The 19840-nt window shown below is 33.9% G+C and carries 14 protein-coding genes; 7 read left to right on the top strand and 7 right to left on the bottom strand.

Annotated features, from left to right (window positions below; all coding sequences use genetic code 11):
- Positions 1 to 127 precede the first annotated feature (127 nt).
- The gene (gene proS, locus EIG86_RS05580) at positions 128 to 1606 is read right to left on the bottom strand and encodes a proline--tRNA ligase (RefSeq protein WP_127845176.1); all 1479 of its coding nucleotides are present in this window, start codon (positions 1604 to 1606) and stop codon (positions 128 to 130) included.
- A gap of 102 nt (positions 1607 to 1708) precedes the next feature.
- Between proS and EIG86_RS05575 the strand changes: the two genes are divergently transcribed.
- Together EIG86_RS05575 and EIG86_RS05570 are read left to right on the top strand one after the other, a co-directional pair.
- Complete coding sequence (locus tag EIG86_RS05575; RefSeq protein WP_127845175.1) at positions 1709 to 2890, top strand: hypothetical protein; 1182 nt, start codon at positions 1709 to 1711, stop codon at positions 2888 to 2890.
- Between the two features lie 17 nt (positions 2891 to 2907).
- Entirely contained in the window at positions 2908 to 4404 is a 1497-nt protein-coding gene (locus EIG86_RS05570) for an OmpP1/FadL family transporter (protein ID WP_127845174.1), read from the top strand.
- Positions 4405 to 4433: 29 nt separating this feature from the next.
- Here the strand turns inward: EIG86_RS05570 and EIG86_RS05565 are convergent, their stop codons facing one another.
- The 4 genes from EIG86_RS05565 to EIG86_RS05550 form a co-directional block, all read right to left on the bottom strand.
- A complete protein-coding gene (locus EIG86_RS05565; protein ID WP_127845173.1) occupies positions 4434 to 5165 on the bottom strand; it encodes a DUF6048 family protein in 732 nt (243 codons plus the stop codon).
- Positions 5131 to 5631, bottom strand: a complete 501-nt coding sequence (locus EIG86_RS05560) for a DUF6452 family protein (RefSeq protein WP_127845172.1) — start codon at positions 5629 to 5631, stop codon at positions 5131 to 5133. Before EIG86_RS05560 ends, EIG86_RS05565 begins: the two co-directional genes overlap by 35 nt.
- Positions 5628 to 7043, bottom strand: coding sequence for a 23S rRNA (uracil(1939)-C(5))-methyltransferase RlmD (gene rlmD / locus EIG86_RS05555; protein ID WP_127845171.1), 1416 nt, complete (start codon positions 7041 to 7043; stop codon positions 5628 to 5630). The genes EIG86_RS05560 and rlmD overlap by 4 nt, the downstream gene beginning before the upstream one ends.
- Positions 7044 to 7113: 70 nt before the next feature.
- Complete coding sequence (locus EIG86_RS05550) at positions 7114 to 8553, bottom strand: SLC13 family permease (RefSeq protein ID WP_127845170.1); 1440 nt, start codon at positions 8551 to 8553, stop codon at positions 7114 to 7116.
- Between the two features lie 194 nt (positions 8554 to 8747).
- Here EIG86_RS05550 and rocD point away from each other — a divergent pair, with 194 nt between their 5' ends.
- Positions 8748 to 10031 (top strand): ornithine--oxo-acid transaminase, encoded by a 1284-nt coding sequence (gene rocD / locus EIG86_RS05545; protein ID WP_127845169.1) that lies wholly within the window; start codon positions 8748 to 8750, stop codon positions 10029 to 10031.
- Positions 10032 to 10167: 136 nt separating this feature from the next.
- Here the strand turns inward: rocD and EIG86_RS05540 are convergent, their stop codons facing one another.
- On the bottom strand, positions 10168 to 11136 hold the full coding sequence (locus EIG86_RS05540; RefSeq protein WP_127845168.1) for a transporter: 969 nt from the start codon (positions 11134 to 11136) through the stop codon (positions 10168 to 10170).
- Between the two features lie 108 nt (positions 11137 to 11244).
- On the opposite strand from EIG86_RS05540, the gene EIG86_RS05535 reads away from it, so the two are divergent.
- From EIG86_RS05535 to EIG86_RS05520, 4 genes are read left to right on the top strand one after another with little or no spacing between them, the layout of a single operon-like run.
- Positions 11245 to 11505, top strand: a complete 261-nt coding sequence (locus tag EIG86_RS05535; protein WP_127845167.1) for a DUF4834 family protein — start codon at positions 11245 to 11247, stop codon at positions 11503 to 11505.
- A 27-nt stretch (positions 11506 to 11532) separates the two neighbouring features.
- Entirely contained in the window at positions 11533 to 13953 is a 2421-nt protein-coding gene (locus tag EIG86_RS05530) for a YfhO family protein (RefSeq protein WP_127845166.1), read from the top strand.
- Positions 13954 to 13956: 3 nt separating this feature from the next.
- A complete protein-coding gene (locus tag EIG86_RS05525) occupies positions 13957 to 15234 on the top strand; it encodes a glycosyltransferase family protein (protein WP_127845165.1) in 1278 nt (425 codons plus the stop codon).
- A 2-nt stretch (positions 15235 to 15236) separates the two neighbouring features.
- Entirely contained in the window at positions 15237 to 16700 is a 1464-nt protein-coding gene (locus EIG86_RS05520; RefSeq protein WP_127845164.1) for an oligosaccharide flippase family protein, read from the top strand.
- 135 nt (positions 16701 to 16835) lie between these two features.
- On the opposite strand, the gene uvrA is transcribed toward EIG86_RS05520, so the two are convergent.
- Positions 16836 to 19631 carry an excinuclease ABC subunit UvrA gene (gene uvrA, locus EIG86_RS05515; RefSeq protein ID WP_127845163.1) on the bottom strand — a complete coding sequence of 932 codons (2796 nt, stop codon included), beginning with the start codon at positions 19629 to 19631 and terminating at the stop codon, positions 16836 to 16838.
- Positions 19632 to 19840 lie beyond the last annotated feature (209 nt).

The raw sequence follows: 19840 nt of genomic DNA, 5'->3' as shown, positions 1-19840 counted from the left end.
GGGGATTCGAACCCCTGTTACATGGATGAAAACCATGCGTCCTAACCCCTAGACGAACGGACCTTTAAATTAGCGAGTGCAAAAATAAGTATTAATTTCATTTCTGCAAATATTTCAGCAAAAAAAATTAATAAGCTTTTGCAAAAAGAACTCTTTTGTCTGATTTCTCGCCAGTAAGCACACATTTTCCTGCTTCAAATTTTGTATCCAACGGTATACATCTAATCGTGGCTTTGGTCAATTCTTTAATTTTTTGTTCAGTTTCGGCTGTACCATCCCAATGTGCAGAAATAAAACCGCCTTTGTCTTTCAAAACTTTTTTGAATTCTTCAAAAGAATCGACTTCAGTGATATGTTCATCTCTGAAGTTTTTAGCCTTTTCAAATAAAGTCTCCTGAATTTCATCCAATAATGGGACTATAATTTTAGATAAATCTGATTGGTTGACAAAACTTTTGCTCAAAGTGTCTCTTCTAGCTAATTCAACAGTGCCTTTTTCCAAATCTTTTGGACCAATGGCTATCCTAAGTGGAACACCTCTTAATTCATATTCGGCAAATTTCCAGCCAGGTTTGTGAGTGTCTCTATCATCAAATTTCACTCGGATGCCTTTATCTTGCAATTCCTTTTGAATTTCTTTTGCTTTTTTAGACACCTCTTCAAACTGTTCTTCATTTCTGTAAATTGGAACAATAACCACTTGGTTTGGTGCTAATTTAGGTGGTAATACTAGTCCGTTGTCGTCTGAGTGAGTCATAATCAAAGCTCCCATCAATCTAGTAGAAACGCCCCAACTTGTAGCCCAAACGTATTCTTGTTTGCCTTTGTCAGAAGTAAATTTCACATCGAAGGCTTTAGCAAAATTTTCACCTAAAAAGTGAGAGGTTCCAGCTTGAAGCGCTTTCCCGTCTTGCATCAGCGATTCAATACAATAAGTTTCAACAGCGCCAGCAAATCTTTCGCTTTCAGTTTTTTTGCCCTGAATTACTGGAATTGCCATGAAATTCTCCACAAAATTGGCGTAAACTTCATTCATGAGTTCAGCTTCTTCTATAGCTTCTGCTTTGGTTGCGTGTGCAGTATGACCTTCCTGCCAAAGAAATTCGGCAGTTCTAAGGAACAATCTGGTGCGCATTTCCCAGCGGACAACATTTGCCCACTGATTAATCTTTAGAGGTAAATCTCTATAAGATTCTATCCAGCCTTTGAAGGTATTCCAAATTATGGCTTCAGAAGTTGGACGAACAATCAATTCTTCCTCTAATTTGGCTTCAGGATCTACTTGAAGTTTTCCTGGTTGATCGGGATTATTTTGTAATCTGTAATGCGTAACTACAGCACATTCTTTAGCAAAACCTTCTGCGTTTTTTTCTTCAGCTTCAAAAAGACTTTTAGGAACAAAAAGTGGAAAATAAGCATTTTCGTGTCCTGTTTCTTTGAATTTCTTGTCTAATTCAGCCTGCATTTTTTCCCAAATAGCATAACCATAAGGTTTTATAGTCATACAACCTCTTACAGCAGAATTTTCTGCAAGATTGGCTTTTACTACCAATTCGTTATACCACTTTGAATAATCTTCTTTTCTGGATGTGAGGGTCTTTCCCATTATATTTGTTTTGGCACAGATGTTGTACCTATGTTAATGATTTAATTTAATAGCGCAAAACTAATTAAATTTGTTTATACTTAAAGATAAAAACCACAAGTTATGATACATATACATAAAAATTACAAAACCTTAGTTTTAGGAATGTTTTCCTTGGTATTCATATCTTCATGTGCATCTTATGAAAATGTAAATTCCGCTTCAGATGGAATTTATGGTTCTAGTACTTCACAGGAGAAAAGAAACCCTGTTGCAATTTCAAATGAAACTCAAAATGAGCAGAATAATCAACAAAAGACTAATGGTGAATCTGATACTTACAGCAATTATTTTGCAGAGCAAGGAAGTATGATTTCTGAAGCTCGTGAAACTAATAATGAAGTTTTTACAGATGTAGAGAATTATTCTAGTGACGATGGCGATTATTCTGAAGAAGAAAAATATTATGAAGAACCAGCTTATAATGGAAATAATGCAGGTTGGGGAAGTAATCCAACTTCAGTTACTGTAAATTATATAGATAATGGATTCTACGGTGCTGGCTGGGGCTGGGGTGGTTTTCATAGACCTTTTTTTCGTTCTGGATTTTATGGTGGATTTGGCTGGAATAATCCCTACTGGGGTGGCTATTACGGATCAGGTTTTGGTTGGGGTAACCCATATTGGGGCGGCTATTACGGTGGCGTTGGATATTGGGGAAATCCTTACTGGGGTGGTGGTTATTATGGCGGATTTTATGCCAATAGTCCTTACTCAGGTTTAGCATACAATAGATATAGAAGAAATTCTGGTTTAAATGGTTATGCAGATGTTTACAGAGGTTCTGCCAGATCACAGAGACAAGATGCACGTTCTTCTGGACGTTCGAATAGGTCAAATGTTTCTAGAGCATCTTCTAATCGATCTAACATTAGTAGCAGATCTAGAAATAATACAGACAGACGCTATTCAAATTCTAGAGTTAGAAATTCTAGAAGTGTTGATGCGAGAAGAAATTCATCAAGTATTCGTCGATCTGGAGCAAGAATTAGAAATTCTAATAATGTAAACGCAAGATCTACACGTTCTTCATACAATAATCGTTCTTCTACTAGAAGAGGAGTTTATAGCCCAAGTACTAGATCTACACGGAGTTCAGGTGTTAGAAGTTCGAGTTCTAGATCCACAAATCGAAGTTCTTCTACAAGAAGTTCAAGTAGTTCTTCCAGAAGCTCAGGAGTACGAAGTAGTTCTTCATCTTCATCAAGAAGTAGTGGAAGTAGCTCAAGTCGTAGAAGAAGGTAATTAATATTTAAAAAGTTATGAAGAAGATATTGATGTTAATTTCATTGATTTACATAAATTCGATGGCACAAGATTTTACAGATGCTGTTAGATTTTCTACAGATAGAATTGGCGGAACCGCACGTTATACATCTATGAGTGGTGCTTTTGGTGCGCTTGGTGGAGATATTTCAGCCATGAGTCTAAATCCTGCTGGTTCTGCTGTATTTCTTAATAATAAAATGACTGCTTCGTTGGATTTGACAACTATGAATAATGAATCCATGTTTGGAAATGGCTTTGCTAATCAAAAAGATAGCAGTTTTGATTTGAATCAAGCAGGCGCTGTTTTTGTTTTTACGACGAATAACCAAAATGCGCTTTTTGAAAAATTAAGTTTTGGGATTGCCTATCAACAAACCAATAATTATGATAACGAAACTTTTATAATAGGAAATAATTCTCAATCCATATCCGATTATTTTTTGAATTTTGCTCAAGGAGTCGAGTTAGATTTATTAGTCCCTGTTAGTGGTGAAAGTGTAACAGAATTATATGAATATCTTGGAGAAAGTGTTGGCTTTGGAACACAACAAGCTTATTTGGGATACGAAGCTTTTATTTTTGATGCAGTAGACAGTAGTGATTTTGGGAATACATCCTACACTTCTAATGTTAATGCAAGTAATTTTACTCAAAATTATTTATTAACCGAACGCGGTAGTGCAGGGCAGTACGTGTTCAATGCGGGTGGAGAAATCAATAAACGTTTTTATTTAGGAATAAACCTAAATGCCCACGTTTCAGATTATGAACGCACAACTTTGTACGATGAATTCAATAGTTCTTCTACAGGCGTCAATGAGATTTACTTTGATAATACTTTGAGAACCAGAACCCGCGGATTTTCTGCCCAATTAGGAGGAATAGCTAAAGTGACTGACAATTGGAGAATTGGAGCGACTTATCAATCTCCGACTTGGATGACTGTTTCAGATGAACTATCTCAAAGAATTGAAACGATAAACGCTGAAAATGAAAGTGCATTTGTTGATCCAAATGTATTGAATATTTATCCAGACTATAAATTTAAAACTCCAGAGCAATGGAATTTTAGTACGGCTTATGTTTTTGGCCAAAGTGGTTTAATTAGTTTTGATTATGCTTATAAAGATTACAGCCAGATGAAATTCCGTAGTGGAGGCTTTGAAAGTTTAAATGCGCTTAGAGAACAAATATTCAAATCATCAGTAACTTATAAAATTGGTGGTGAATATAGAATTGCCAATTATAGTTTGAGAGGAGGTTATTTCAATCAGGAAAGTCCTTATAAAGAAGAGAATATTTTTGGTGATATTTCAGGATTTTCACTTGGTATAGGCTATAGTTTTAATGAAAATACAAGTTTAGATTTTTCCTATATGAGAAGTGAGCAAGACAGATCAGACCGACTTTATCAAACTGGTTTGAGCCAGCGTGCTGAAATTGATGCACTTAGAAATAATTTTACTTTGAGTTTGACTTTCGGACTTTAATATTAAAGAAAATAAATCTATTAGCCCAATCAGTTTCCGACTGCTTGGGTTTTTCTTTTGGTATAAATTGGAATTAAATAACTTATAGAATAACCCCAACCTGCGCCAAAGCTAGAGCGGTCATAAGTTCTATTAAAACCTGGAATGTATAAATTATCGAAGTTTGTAATTTCACTTTCAGCAACAATTGATTTAAGTTGAACATGTACGCCGATAAAAATATTCCTTAAAACTTCGACTCGCAAACCTGCTTTCATTTCAATCCAACTCGCAGTTAAATTATTGAATTCACGGTCAACAATTCGGATGTCAGGTTCAAAATAGTTGTCTGTCGTATAAATACGGTATTGTTGCAGGTTTTGCGAATAACTAGCAAAACCATATCTTAAACCTACGTAAATTAGGTTTTGCATTCCAATCCAGTTGTCATAAACATTATAGTTTGCACCTATTTTAATATAACTTCCATCTGTCGTGTTGATCAAATTATCTTCGTCATAAGTATAAGTTTCATAACCCAATTCTGCAGCAAGATAAATATCGTCGTTGAAACGATAGTCTCCCCAAATTTCAAAACCTTCATAATTATCATCCCATAAGGTTCTACCAAGTCGACTGATATCTAGACCAAGCGTGAGTCCGTAGCGTTCTTTATAAACCACGGAATCTTTCTCTTGCTCATTATTTTGTCCAAAAGCAAAGCTGAAATTCAGCAATGAAATTGCACTAATGAAAAATATAAACGTGTGTTTCAAGTTCATTATTGATTAGGGTTTCTTGAACAGAAATATTTGAAATCCATTGATTATCTGGATCACTTTCTAAGCTTCTTGTGGCTTGAAGTCCAAAAAATTCAACTTTATAGCCGCAAGCACGATTGATATATACTTCTTCTGTTGAATAATTAAAAATTACTTGGTTTGTTACACCACCATCTTCAGATTCTGAATTGATTGTTAAATTATAAATTGTTTCATTACTGTCTGTTCTTAAAGGAATTACGATCTCAGCAGTATTTTCAAATAGAAATCCATTTTCTGAATCTTCAGCAGCAACTAATAGGTTTGGTGGGATTTTATTATTTTCAGGTTCGGTAACATCAAAAAATTCAATGATGAGTTTTGGCGTTGTGATAGTTCCTAGTGGACAAATATCATCACGTTCACAAGACCAAAACAAATTAGTGATACATACAAAAAAAACTATTTTTAGCAAAAATCTGCTCATGAGCGTAAAGTTAAGCGAACGACGTTTTCAACATGATGAGTTTGCGGAAACATATCTACAGCCTGAACTTTATCTACTTCGTAATTAACATCCAATAATGATAAATCTCTGGCTTGTGTTGCGGAATTGCAACTTACATAGACAATGCGTTTGGGTTTGACGGCTAATATTTGAGCAACGACGTCCTTATGCATGCCTTCTCTTGGTGGATCCGTAATAATAACATCTGGTTGACCGTGTTCAGCAATAAATTCTGGTTTTAAAATTTTCTTCATATCCCCAGCAAAAAAAGACGTATTATCTATTTTATTTAATTTCGCATTTGCTTTGGCGTCTTCAATAGCTTCTGGTACAGCCTCAATTCCCACAACATGTTTTGCCTTTTTAGCTACAAACTGGGCAATTGTTCCAGTTCCTGTATATAAATCATAAACCAATTCATCGCCTTTCAAATCTGCAAAATCACGTGCAATTTTGTAAAGCTCATAAGCTTGTTTTGAATTGGTTTGATAGAAAGATTTTGCATTAATCTTAAATTTCAAACCTTCCATTTCTTCAAAAATGTGGTCACGGCCGTGATAAGTAATTACATTTTGGTCGTAGATCGTATCATTTCCTTTTTCATTAATCACATATAAAAGTGATGTTACTTTTGGAAATTCAGAAATAATATAATCAAGTAAAAGTTCACGTTTTGTCTTATCTTCTTCAAAAAATTGAATCAAAATCATGAACTCACCAGTAGAACTTGTCCTAATCATCAACGTGCGCATTAAGCCAGATTGTTCACGAGGATTAAAAAAGCTGAGTCCGTTTTCAGAAGCAAAATCTCTAACTTTGTTTCTAATACTGTTACTAGGATCTTCTTGTAAGTGACATTTTTCAATATTCAGAATTTTGTCCCACATGCCTGGAATGTGAAAACCAAGTGCATTTTTGTCATCAATTTCTTCGCCACTAGCTATTTCCTTTTCAGTTAGCCAACGACTATCACTGAATGAAAACTCCATTTTGTTCCTATAGAAATATATGTCTTCACTTCCAGAAATTGAGGTGATTTCAGGTAAATCTATTTTACCTATACGTTTTAGGTTTTCTAAAACTTCTTTCTCTTTATAAAAAAGTTGATGTTCATAGGCCATATTTTGCCATTTACAACCGCCACAATTACCAAAATGCTGACAAACAGGTTCTGTTCTTTTGTCGGATAATTTGACAAATTTTTCAGGTTTTGCCTGATAATAGGCTTTCCTTTTTTTGTAAGTCACCACATCTACCACATCTCCAGGAACAACCTTGTCAATGATAAGTACTCGTCCATCATCAGCTCTGCCAATGCCTTTGCCTTTGCTTCCAGCATCTAGGACTTCAATGTTTTCGAAAGATTTTCTTTTATTTCTACGTCTTGCCATACCGCAAAAATAAAGTATTGTTTTAATTACCGCTTTATTCGATAAGATTTCTTTTCAAATGATACAATTCTTAAAGTAAATCCATCACAAACACCCAAAGACTTACTAAAATAGGCCCTAAAATTCCAATTAAAATTCCTCCAAATCTAAAGTCAGATTGTTGAAGTTTTCCTGTGCTGTAAGCAATAGCATTAGGTGGAGTAGAAACAGGTAAAAGCAACGCACAAGATGCGCTCAAAGCAATAATTAGCGGTATTATTTTTGGTGATTGTTCAGGTAATAATAAAGCGAAAGAAATCGCTAAAGGAACCATGATTGTTGTGGTTGCCGTATTACTCATTATATTTGAAAAAATGACGCTAAGTAGTGCAAAAACTATGGCTAAGACATAAAAATTAAAATCTTGAATATCGATAAAACTGATGAAATAATCTGTTAAACCTTGCTGTTGCACTGCAAGTCCCAAAGCAAGTCCACCTGCAACCAACATAAGCGTATCCCATGGTAATTTGCGCATGTCATCTGAATCTAGAATACCAAACATTGTAAGTCCAACTATTGGTATTCCAGAAACTGCAGCCACAGGAATTCCTGTCCATTGAGAAGTCAACCAAAACACCAAACTTGTGAGAATAATAATTATCGTCATTCGAATTTGTGTGTTGGAAATATTGTTGTCGGTTTGTTGTTTTGTCTTTTGTAAAAAACTTAAATCCAGAGATTTGCGTTTAATTTGATATTTTTTTAGCAAAGCTCTCCAAAAAATGAATATTAAGACAAATGCAACGGGAATACCAATGAGCATCCATTCCAGAAAGCTAATGCGAATGCCAATACCGTCTAAAGCTCCAACGGCAATTGCATTTGGAGCGGAACCAATTATTGTTCCCATTCCACCAATTGCAGCTGCTGTAGGAATACCAATTAAAAGCGCTTTGGTTAGTGGTGCATCTTTACCTAAACTCAATGTAATTGGCGTAATGCTGGCAATCATCATCGCGGTTGTAGCAGTGTTGCTCATCAACATTGAAAGAAAAGCCGTAATTAGCATTAATCCTAGCAAAATATTTTTGGATTGTTCACCAAGTTTAGGAACAATAATCTTCAATAAAGATTGATCTAAAGCAGTTTTCTTCATTGCTTCAGCTATAAAAAAACCACCTAGAAAAAGCCAAATTACAGAATCTGACCAAGTTTGTACATATTGCTTTACGTTTTCAGTTTCCAGATTACTCATCGTAAACACAAGATAACCTATAATTAAAATTCCAACCGCAAAAGGCGGAATGGCTTCTGTAATCCATAAACCAATTGAAAAAAATAAAATAAATAGGACAGAACTTTGTCCTTCCGTAAAATTTGGGTCTTTAATTAAATAACTTAAACCTAAAGCTAAAACAAAACTAAGTACAAACTGAAGCGAACGACTTTGCCAATTCATTTTTTCTGAAATGGTTTGATTTATTTTTCCTATAATTTTTTTAGAGTACCGTCTAGAATCTTGATACATAAAATGAGATTTAAGTTTCAAAATTAATTTATAAAATTATTCTTTTTTATGACTAAAGTCGTTTTGTTCAGTTTTTTATTTAAAACAAAAATAAATTAGCTGAAATCAATAGTTTTCGATTTTCTTTACGAAAAATTGAAAATGAGATGTTTATTTTTGCCAAAAATGATTATTAAAGTTTAAAACTTATAAATATGAAAGTAGAAGATGTAAAAACATCAGATCAAGCCATAGCTTTAGAAGATAAGCACGGTGCGCATAATTACCATCCGTTACCAGCTGTATTAAAAAAAGGAGAAGGCGTTTATGTCTGGGATGTAGAAGGTAAAAAATATTATGACTTCCTTTCAGCCTATTCTGCTGTAAATCAGGGACACTGCCACCCTAGGATTATCAATGCGATGCACGAACAAGCACAAACAATTACTTTGACTTCACGTGCTTTTCATAATAATGTATTGGGTGTTTTTGAAAAATATGCCACAGAATATTTTAACTTCGACAAGTTGCTGCCAATGAATACCGGCGCTGAAGCTGTAGAAACAGCGATTAAGATTTGTAGAAAATGGGCTTACGAAAGAAAAGGTATTGCTGAAACTGAAGCGCAAATTATTGTATTCGAAAATAATTTCCACGGAAGAACAACAACAATCATTTCATTTAGTAATGATGAAGGTGCTAGAAAAAACTTTGGTCCATACACGCCTGGATTTATAAAAGTACCTTATGATGATGCTGAAGCTTTGGAAAAAGTTTTGAAGGAAAACAAAAATATAGCAGGTGCACTTATTGAACCAATTCAAGGAGAAGCAGGTGTTTATACGCCGCAAGATTCATTTATTCCTAAAGTCAAAGAATTATGCAATGAGCATAATGTGCTATTTATGGCAGATGAAATTCAAACGGGAATTGCAAGAACTGGCGCATTATTAGCTGTTTGTGGTAAATGTGACTGCCAAGGTCACTGCGAACGCCAAGAAAATACTTATTCGCGTCCGGATGTTTTGATTTTAGGGAAAGCTTTATCTGGAGGTGCTTATCCAGTCTCAGCAGTTTTAGCTGATGATGCAATAATGAATGTCATCCAGCCTGGTCAACACGGTTCAACTTTTGGGGGAAATCCAGTGGCTGCAGCTGTGGCGATGGAAGCACTTGAAGTTGTTAAGGATGAAAAATTAGCACAAAATGCACGAGAAATGGGAGATTTATTCAGAAGTGAATTGAATAAATTTATCGAAAAACATAATATTGTTAAACTCGTCCGTGGTCGTGGTTTACTGAATGCTATTGTGATCAACGATTCTGAAGACAGTTCAACAGCTTGGGATATTTGTGTAGCTCTAAAAGAAAACGGTCTTTTAGCAAAACCAACTCATGGTAACATCATTCGTTTTGCACCACCATTAGTAATCAATAAAGAACAATTGATGGATTGTGTGTCAATTATCATAAAAACATTGAAAACATTTGAAAAATAATATTTGATTTTTCAAATTCATCAAAAAAGCCAGATTTTTCTAAATCTGGCTTTTTTAATTTTATTTCATTCTCAGAGAGTTAGGAGTGCAAATTGAAATTCAGGTTACCATGATAACAAAATTTCTAAGACAACGATCACTCTTCATCTTCAGGCAAATCAAAATCTTGGTCGCTTTCTTCCTCTTTTTTCTCTTGTTCTTTTTCTAACTCTTCTTCTTGCTCTTCATTCAAAATATATTCATCTTCGGTATGCATATCAATTCTATAGGAAACACCAACACCAAATCGCCAACGTTCCGGAGTATCTTTAAAATTAAATAAACCAGACGCATCGATTTGTAGATTATCATTTACTAAAAAAGCAACGCCGCCTCTTAGTATTTCATCGCTATAGATGTCGCTAATGTAGGTTTGAAATTCAGCAAAAATTCCAGTGTGGCTATAAAGTGAATGCGTTAAAGTGAAAACACCTGCGTAAGTCGGAAATTCTTCGGTAATTTGGTTCGCAATAAGATTTGTGACAAATACCCATCGGCCCCAATTATTTTGGGTGATAATTGCTGCTTTTGGTGATATACTTGATTCGCCTTCGTATAAGAAAGGGTTTTCACCAAAACGTAAATTTACGCCTGCATAAGCGGAAACTGCAGGGATTAAATCATCCCATTGAAAGCGATTATTAGCTTTCCAACTGTATAAATCAGGTCCTTCTTTAATTCTTTTTATGTTAGGGTCGTAAATCAAATACTTTGCACCCAAAGTATTACTTTCTAAATTGCTATAAGAATTTGTGATTTCTTGACCACCTCTTAAGTATTGCTCTTCAGCACTGGCAAAAGTACCATCGAGAATAACTTCAAGTTTTTCCATATACAAACCATATCGAATTTGATATTGGAAATCGATTTGTGATCTATTCGGGATGAGTTGGTTAGAGTGGGTGTCTTCACCATAAGCCAAACCAGTTTCAAATTGAAGTACATTTGTACCTACCGCATAAGCTCCAAAAGATTCTCCAGGACGGTTGGAGTTTATAGTTTCGGTATATTGGGCTTGCGAAACCAAAGGTATAAACAGTAACAAAAGACTAGTAATATATTTCATCTTGAAGGTATTTTATATCAAATATAAAATTAATTATCATTTTTAAGGCTATGAAACTTTATTTGCTCATTCATAATGGTATTTTTGTAAATTAATTTTCAATTTGGTATGGAATTTTTAGAAACCGTCTTAATCATTTTACTCATTTTTGTAGGACTTAGAATCCTAATTAAATACTTAGGGCCGCTATTGCTGAAGTTTATAATGAAACGCTTCGCCAAAAAAATGCAAGATAAATTCAATCAAAGTCAACAACCACAAGAGGAAACCAATAGTTCACAAAAAACTCGATTCAAGTCCAAAACGTCTACAAAAAAATCCAAAAATCAAAAAGTTGGTGAGTATATTGATTATGAAGAAATTGATTAACTTTCAACTAATATAATTCTGAATTCTATGCCAAATATTTTAAAAAAATCTTGGAAACATATTTTAATAATTATTGGTTTCATTATTGCTGCTTTATCCTTTTTTTATCCAGTTTTGCAAGGAAAAACTATTTACCAGAGCGACATTGTGCAATACACTGGTATGGCAAAATCTCAAAACGATTTTAGAGCAAATGAGGGTGAAGAACCTTATTGGACAAACTCTGCATTTGGTGGTATGCCAACCTACCAGTTAGGAGCCAATTATCCTTATAATTTTATCAAAGAAATAGACAGAAAATTACGTTTTTTACCAAGACCGGCGGATTATTTATTTCTCTATTTTATCGGGATGTATATTTTGTTTTTATGCTTGAAAATTGAATACAAAATCGCCTTTCTTGGCGCTTTAGCTTTTGGTTTTTCTACATATCTTATTATTATTCTTGGTGTTGGTCATAATGCGAAAGCGCATGCCATTGCTTATTTCCCCATTGTTGTTAGTGGAATTCTGCTCACATTTCGGCAGAAATATTTTTGGGGAAGTGTGCTTTTAGCAGTCGGTCTTGCTTTTGAATTGATGACTAATCATTTCCAAATGACTTATTATTTGATGTTACTTTGTTTGGTGATTGTGATTGTTTATTTGGTAAATGCATTCAGAAACAAAACATTACCAAGCTTTTTTAAAGCTATTGGCTATATGATTCCGGCATTGGTTTTAGCTGTCTTACTAAATATTACCAATATTTTAGCGACGCAAGAATATGCAAAATTCAGTACTCGTGGGGAAACCGGACTTACTATAAATCCAGATGGATCGCCTAAAGAAAAATCTGGATTAGATTACGATTATATCACAGAATATAGCTACGGTTGGCTTGAATCTTTCAATTTATTTATACCACGATTTATGGGTGGTTCTAGTAGTGAAAATTTAGGCAAAGATTCTGAAGTTTATCAGGAAATTCTAAATTTAGGAGCTACACCACAACAAGCTTTAGATTTTGCAAAAAATTCACCTACATATTGGGGCGAACAAACTTTTATTGGTGCACCAGCCTATATTGGAGCTAGTGTAATTTTCTTATTTGTTTTGGGCTTATTTTTGGTAAGAGGTAAAAGAAAATGGTGGATTGTAGCTGGTTCTATTTTAGCTTTTTTACTGTCATTGGGGGATAACTTCAGTTTGCTGACGAAATTTTTTATTGAAGTCATGCCATTTTATGATAAATTTAGAGCGGTGTCTTCTATTCAAGTAATTATTGAATTTTGTGTGCCATTACTTGCTTTTATTGGTTTAGCTAAAATTTTTAATTCAAAAATCCCAAAATCAGACAAGCAAGAAGCACTTAAGAAGTCAAGTCTTATTTTAGGAGGTTTGGGATTGGTGTTCTTGTTTTTTAAATCAGCATTATTTGATTTTAGTGGACCAAACGATTCTCAGATGATTCAGCAAATGGGAGCAAAATTTGTCCGAGCACTCAAAGAAGATCGAAAAGCCATGTTTACTGCTGATACTATTCGATCTCTGGTTTTTGTCTTGCTATTGGCTGCCGGAATTTGGGCTTACCTAAATGAAAAACTGAAGAAAAATACACTTCTTATTATTACGGGCGTTTTAGTTTTGGTCGATTTAATTGGCGTAAATACTAATTATGTCAATGAAGACGATTTTGTCCAAATTACCAAAATGACAAAACCGTTTCAACCTACTCAAGCCGACCGAGATATTTTGACGGATAGTTCGCATTATCGGGTTTATGACTTAACGTCAAATCCGCTGAATTCAGCCCGAGCATCGTATTTTCATAATTCAATTGGCGGTTATCATGCAGCAAAACCTGGCAGAATACAAGAACTTTTTGACTTTTATATCTACGAAGGCAAACAGTCTGTCTTGAATATGTTAAATATAAAATATTTCATTTTTGACGATGAAGGTTCACCAAGAGCCCAACCCAATCCTGATGCTTTTGGCAATGCATGGTTTGTGGAAAATTTAGAAATTGTTGCTAATGCAAATGAAGCAATTTTGGCTTTGGACACGCTTTCTATGAAGGAAACAGCAATTGTAGAATCTGAAGATTTTACGATTCAAAATAAAGCCTTTTCAACATCAGAAGAAAGTCAAATTGAGCTTGTAGATTATGCTGAAAATGAATTGAAATACAACTATAGTTCTGAAAACAAAACTTTTGCTGTCTTCTCTGAAATCTACTATCCAAATGGTTGGCAAGCTTTTATAGATGGGAAACCAGCTCAACATTTACGAGTCAATTATGTGCTCAGAGGTATGCCACTACCAGCTGGAGATCATGAAATCACATTTAAATTTCAACCACAATTAATTAACTATGGTGGCAAAATAAGTTTATTTAGCTCTATCTTATTACTGATCGTGATTTTGGGCGGTTTGTATAAAACTTGGAAAGACAAAGCCAATTGATTAATGAAAAAAATACTAATTATAACATATTATTGGCCACCAGCAGGCGGACCTGGCGTTCAACGTTGGTTGAAATTCACCAATTATTTGCCAGAATTCAATATTCAACCTGTTGTCTATAAACCTAAAAACCCACATTATCCTTTAAAAGATCAAAGTCTTTCTGTACATTCCGAGGTTCAAATTCTGGAGCGATCTATTTTTGAACCCTATGCCATTGCTGGCATTTTATCAAAAAAAGATACCCAAAATATAAGCAGTGGCATTATTAAATCGAAAGCCAATCAGAATTTAGTTCAAAAATCTCTGCTTTATATTAGAGGCAATTATTTTATTCCTGATGCAAGGAAATTTTGGATTCAACCTTCAATTAAATTCTTGACTGAGTATCTTAGAAATCAAGACATAGAAACAATTATTACAACTGGACCGCCACACAGCATGCACCTCATTGGGTTGGGTCTGAAAACGGAATTTCCAGAACTGAAATGGATTGCAGATTTTAGAGATCCTTGGACAAATATTGGTTATCATAAAGATTTAAAATTGAATGAATCTTCAAAATTGAAACACAGCAATTTAGAGTCTAAAGTTTTAAAATCCGCTGACGAAATTATTGTCACCAGTTTTCAAACCAAATCCGAATTTGAATCTAAAACTGACAAAAACATCACTGTAATTACGAATGGTTTTGATGACAAAGATTTCTCTGAAGATATTGAACTTAGTGAAAACTTTACGATTTCACACATAGGTTCATTATTGAGTGAGCGAAATCCAGAGTTGCTTTGGGAAGTTTTTGCTGAATTGATTTCAGAAAACTTAGCTTTCAAAGATTTTTTTGAATTGAAATTGGTCGGCAAAGTCAGCGATGTAGTATTAGACAGCATTTATAAAGCTGGTTTAAAGCAATATGTGAGTGTTGAAGGCTATTTAGATCATGACGAATCTGTCCAAAGACAACGTAGCGCACAAGTTTTGTTACTTATTGAAATAGACAAAACTGAAACACAAGGTATCATTCCTGGGAAAATATTCGAATATTTGGCTGCAAAACGTCCTATTTTAGCAATTGGCCCAGAAAATTGGGACGTAGATAGGATTATTGCTGAAACCAAATCGGGGCAATGTTTTTCCTATAAAGATAAATTAGATCTTAAAGTTTATATTCTAAATTGTTTCAATAAATTCCTTAAAGGAAAATTGAAAGTTGATTCTGAAAACATAACTAAATATAGTCGAAAAAATTTGACGAAATCTTTGATCAATTTGATTAAATAATTATGGGAATTGTTGCTAATCAGTCTATCAAAAACGTGGTTTCTACTTATGTTGGATTTGGACTTGGCGCGTTAAACGTACTGTTTCTTTATCCCAAATTTTTAACGCCTGAATATTATGGATTAGTGACATTTTTGTTATCGGCTGGAAATCTGATTTGGCCGTTTATGTCTTTGGGAGTCCATAATACGGTAATAAAATATTTCAGCAGTTATAGCAATACTTTTGAACGAGATCGCTTGTTATCTTTTGCTTTATTTTTTCCTCTTTTACTAGGTTTGTTTTTCGGTGTTTTAGGCTATTTTTCATACGATTATATTTTAAATTATTTTGAAGGACAAAATGATTTAGTTCAGCCATATGCTTGGACGATTTTGATTATTGGAATTGTTACAGCTTATTTTGAAGTCTTTTTTGCCTGGACTAAAGTGCAATTTCAAAGCGTTTTTGGGACGATAATGCGTGAAGTATTCCATAGACTTGGTATTACGTTGCTATTATTAGCGCTTTATTTTGACTTATTGACAGTTAACACTTTCATTTATGGAGTTCTTGCGGTTTACGTTTTTCGAACTTTAGTCTTAATGATCTATGCGTTCAGATTGTATTTACCTAAATTTTCATGGCAATTGCCACCAAATTTTAAAGATGTCATGCAATATTCGTCATTGATTTTCGTGGCTGGCACTATAGCTGTCGCACTTTTCGACATGGATAAAGTTATGATTGAATATTTTTTACCGATTGAAAATGTGTCTATTTACGGCATTGCAATTTACATTGCTACTGTGATTGCTGTACCATCTAAAGCAATGCACCAAATTACAAATCCGATTACAGCAAAACTTCTGAATACTAAATCTATCACAGATTTAAAAGATTTATACATCAGGAGTTCCAATACTTTATTTTTGATTAGTGGATTAATCTTTATTTTGATTGTTACCAATATTGAAATGTTGTACCAATTAATTCCTGAGGATTATAGAGCTGGTGTAAGTATAGTGTTTCTGATAAGTTTAGTAAAGTTGTCTGATAATTTTTTGGGAAACAACAACAGTATTATTTTTAATTCTAAATATTATAAAACAATTCTTTTAGCGGGAATTTTGATTGTTGTTTTAGCATTTTTACTGAACATTTGGTTGATTCCTGAATTTGGGATTTACGGCGCGGCTTATGCGAGTTTTAGTGCCTTTTTAGCTTTTAATATTTTTAAACTTCTGTTTGTTTATCTCAAGTTTAAAATTCATCCGATAAATTTCAAAAGTTTAATGATATTATTGAGTATTTCAGGAATGACTTTGGTATTTTATTTTTGGGATTTTACTTGGCACCCAATTTTTAATATCATAACTAAATCGCTTATAATTAGCTTAATGTATATTTTTCTTACTTTATCAATGAATCTTTCTCAAGATATTAGTGATATATATAGAAAGTTATTTCAAAAGAAAACTCCTTAACAAGAGATTGCTAAGGAGTTTTCCAACTAATCAACCAAAAACTGTTTTGATAAACAACCATGAAACATCAAAACAAACTTTAATTACTTTAAAGTAATGCAAATTTAAAATAAATTTCTCATTCAAGTAAAATTTTCACGAAACTTTTGCTTTTAGATAATGTCCTGTGAAGGATTTTTTTGATTTTGCTAGTAGTTCTGGCGTGCCTTCTGCAACAAGTTGCCCACCGTTTACACCGCCATTTGGTCCTAAATCTATAACATGATCAGCGCTTTTAATCAAGTCGATGTTGTGTTCAATAACTAAAACGCTATGTCCGTTTTCAATTAAGGCGTCAAAAGATTTTAGCAGTTTTTTGATGTCATGAAAATGTAAACCTGTTGTAGGTTCATCAAAAATAAAAAGCGTTTGGTTGGCTTTTTTTCCTTTAGTCAAAAAAGAAGCCAGTTTTATTCGTTGTGCTTCACCACCAGATAGTGTAGAAGAGCTCTGACCTAAAGTGACGTATCCTAAACCGACGTCTTGCAAGGCTTGTAGTTTACTTGTGATTTTATTTTCGTTGTGCGCTGTGAAAAAAGTCATTGCATCATCAATCGTCATATTCAAAACATCATCGATATTTTTATCTTCAAAAGTGACATCCAAAACTTGTTGTTTGAAACGTCTACCTTGACAAGCTTCGCATTCCAAATGCACATCTGCCATAAATTGCATTTCTATAGTCACTTCGCCTTCTCCTTGGCAAGTTTCGCAGCGACCGCCATCTACATTGAAACTAAAATGTTTTGCCTTGAAATTTCTGATTTTAGAAAGTTTCTGGTTTGCAAATAAGTTTCTAATATCATCGTAAGCTTTAATATAAGTTACAGGGTTAGATCGCGAAGATCTACCAATCGGATTTTGGTCTACGTATTCAATATTTTTGATATGGTTGAATTTACCTTCAATTCCATCGAATTGGCCGATTTTAGTGCCGTAACCACCATTATGTTTAATCATTGCTGGATACAATAATTGTTTGACAAGCGTACTTTTTCCACTACCAGAAACGCCTGTAATGGCTACAAAGATGTCCAAAGGAACTTTGACGTTGATGTTTTTCAAATTGTTCTCACGAGCACCTTTTATTTCAACAAAATTTTTAGAAGTTCGTCTAGGTTTAGATATTGCTATGCTTTGTTTGCCGTTGAGGTATTCAGCTGTAAGTGATTTCGCTTTCAGAATTTGCTTATAAGTGCCATTAGCAACCAAATCACCACCATTTGTGCCTGCTTCAGGACCAATATCTATAATGTAATCTGCGGCTTTCATGATATCTTCGTCATGTTCAACAACAATAACTGTGTTGCCCAAGTCACGCAAGTTTTTCAAAACTTTAATCAGATTTTCGTTGTCTTTGGAGTGTAAACCAATTGATGGCTCATCCAAAATATACATGGAGCCAACTAAACTGCTTCCTAATGAAGTTGCTAAATTGATGCGTTGAGACTCTCCCCCTGAGAGTGAATTGGATTTTCTGTTGAGCGACAAATAAGTTAAACCTACGTCCATCAAAAATTTCAGCCTATTATCAATTTCTTTCAGCAAGCGTTTAGCCACGTTCGTATCGTGTTCATTTAGGTTCAGTTTTTTGAAAAAATTTAAAACTTTATCAATCGGTAAATCTACCAATTCAGAAATGTTGACATCATTTATTTTGACAAAACTCGCTTCTTTTTTTAACCTTTTGCCTTTACAACTAGGACATTTTGTTCGGCCTCTGTATCTGGAGAGCAGAACCCGATTTTGTATTTTATATGCTTTAGCTTTAACTTTTTCGAAGAAATCGTTAATACCTTTTACGTATTGATTTCCATTCCAAAGCACGTCTTTTTCAGCCTCAGATAATTCAAAATATGGTGTATGGACTGGAAAATCGAATTTATATGCAGAATTGATAAAATCTCTTTTGAATTTTGCTGCTTTTTCGCTTGTCCAGGGTGCAACGGCATTTTCGTAAATACTTAAACCTGTATTCGGAATCACTAATTCTTCGTCAATATCGATAATATCACCATAACCTTCACATTTTGGACACGCACCGACAGGATTATTAAAACTGAATAAGTGAACGCTTGGTTCAGTGAAAGTCATACCGTCCAACTCAAATTTGTTGTTGAAATTTGTAATATTTCCTGTTTTGACATCTTCTATTTGAAGTTCACCTTTACCTTCAAAAAATGCATTCTGAATCGCATCTGCCAAACGATTGTAGAAATCTTCTTCGTGTTTGACCACAATTCTATCTACAACCAGTGATAATTTACTTTTCTTTGGAATTTTTTGTTCTAAAGCATCACTGATTCGTTCAACTTTATCGTCAATTTTAATTCGGCTGAAACCTTGTTGTTGAAGAATTTTTATTTTTTCTAAAGGCGTTCTGTTTTTTTCTAAAGTAATTGGTGATAATAGAAGTAGTTTGGTTTTTTCATCTAGAGTTTTAATGTGGTCAATTACATCTGTGACGCGATGTCTTTTGACTTCATTACCAGAAATAGGGGAGTAGGTTTTACCTATTCTTGCATAAAGCAATTTCAGATAATCATAAATTTCTGTAGAAGTGCCGACTGTAGAACGTGGATTAGTTGAATTTACTTTTTGTTCAATAGCAATAGCAGGAGCAATACCTTTTATATAGTCTACTTTTGGCTTGTCCAATCTTCCAAGAAATTGTCTTGCATAAGCCGACAAACTTTCTACATAGCGCCTTTGTCCTTCCGCATACAAAGTGTCGAAAGCTAAACTAGATTTTCCCGAGCCTGATAGTCCAGTGATGACTACAAGTTTATTTCTTGGAATCACCACGTCTATATTTTTAAGATTATGGAGTTTAGCGCCTTTAATAATTATATTTTCTCGAGGATCGAGTTGTTCTAAATTTATCTTTTTCATATTGCTTTTGAATGTTGCAAAGATAAAGATATGTCATTGTAAAACTGAATTTTATAAGATTTCTAACAATGTTAAAGTTCTTAGCAATTTGTTGTAATTTGATCAATATTTATATATTAGCAAAAAATTATAGAAGCCTATAGCATACTTTTACTTAAATTATTCTTAAATAGATTTTCGCAAACTCATCACAGTTTGCACAATATTAA

The organism is Psychroflexus aestuariivivens (assembly GCF_004010055.1).
GTDB lineage: Bacteria > Bacteroidota > Bacteroidia > Flavobacteriales > Flavobacteriaceae > Psychroflexus > Psychroflexus aestuariivivens.
Note: the sequence above shows the minus strand (reverse complement) of the source record. Positions and strands in the feature narration are given on the sequence as shown.

Coding starts and splice junctions, on each gene's coding strand:
- EIG86_RS05535 (WP_127845167.1), top strand. CDS start 11,245: ATGGAATTTTTAGAAACCGTCTTAATCATTTTACTCATTTTTGTAGGA.
- uvrA (WP_127845163.1), bottom strand. CDS start 19,631: ATGAAAAAGATAAATTTAGAACAACTCGATCCTCGAGAAAATATAATT.
- EIG86_RS05575 (WP_127845175.1), top strand. CDS start 1,709: ATGATACATATACATAAAAATTACAAAACCTTAGTTTTAGGAATGTTT.
- EIG86_RS05530 (WP_127845166.1), top strand. CDS start 11,533: ATGCCAAATATTTTAAAAAAATCTTGGAAACATATTTTAATAATTATT.
- EIG86_RS05560 (WP_127845172.1), bottom strand. CDS start 5,631: ATGAGCAGATTTTTGCTAAAAATAGTTTTTTTTGTATGTATCACTAAT.
- EIG86_RS05525 (WP_127845165.1), top strand. CDS start 13,957: ATGAAAAAAATACTAATTATAACATATTATTGGCCACCAGCAGGCGGA.
- EIG86_RS05540 (WP_127845168.1), bottom strand. CDS start 11,136: ATGAAATATATTACTAGTCTTTTGTTACTGTTTATACCTTTGGTTTCG.
- proS (WP_127845176.1), bottom strand. CDS start 1,606: ATGGGAAAGACCCTCACATCCAGAAAAGAAGATTATTCAAAGTGGTAT.
- EIG86_RS05570 (WP_127845174.1), top strand. CDS start 2,908: ATGAAGAAGATATTGATGTTAATTTCATTGATTTACATAAATTCGATG.
- rocD (WP_127845169.1), top strand. CDS start 8,748: ATGAAAGTAGAAGATGTAAAAACATCAGATCAAGCCATAGCTTTAGAA.
- rlmD (WP_127845171.1), bottom strand. CDS start 7,043: ATGGCAAGACGTAGAAATAAAAGAAAATCTTTCGAAAACATTGAAGTC.
- EIG86_RS05520 (WP_127845164.1), top strand. CDS start 15,237: ATGGGAATTGTTGCTAATCAGTCTATCAAAAACGTGGTTTCTACTTAT.
- EIG86_RS05565 (WP_127845173.1), bottom strand. CDS start 5,165: ATGAACTTGAAACACACGTTTATATTTTTCATTAGTGCAATTTCATTG.
- EIG86_RS05550 (WP_127845170.1), bottom strand. CDS start 8,553: ATGTATCAAGATTCTAGACGGTACTCTAAAAAAATTATAGGAAAAATA.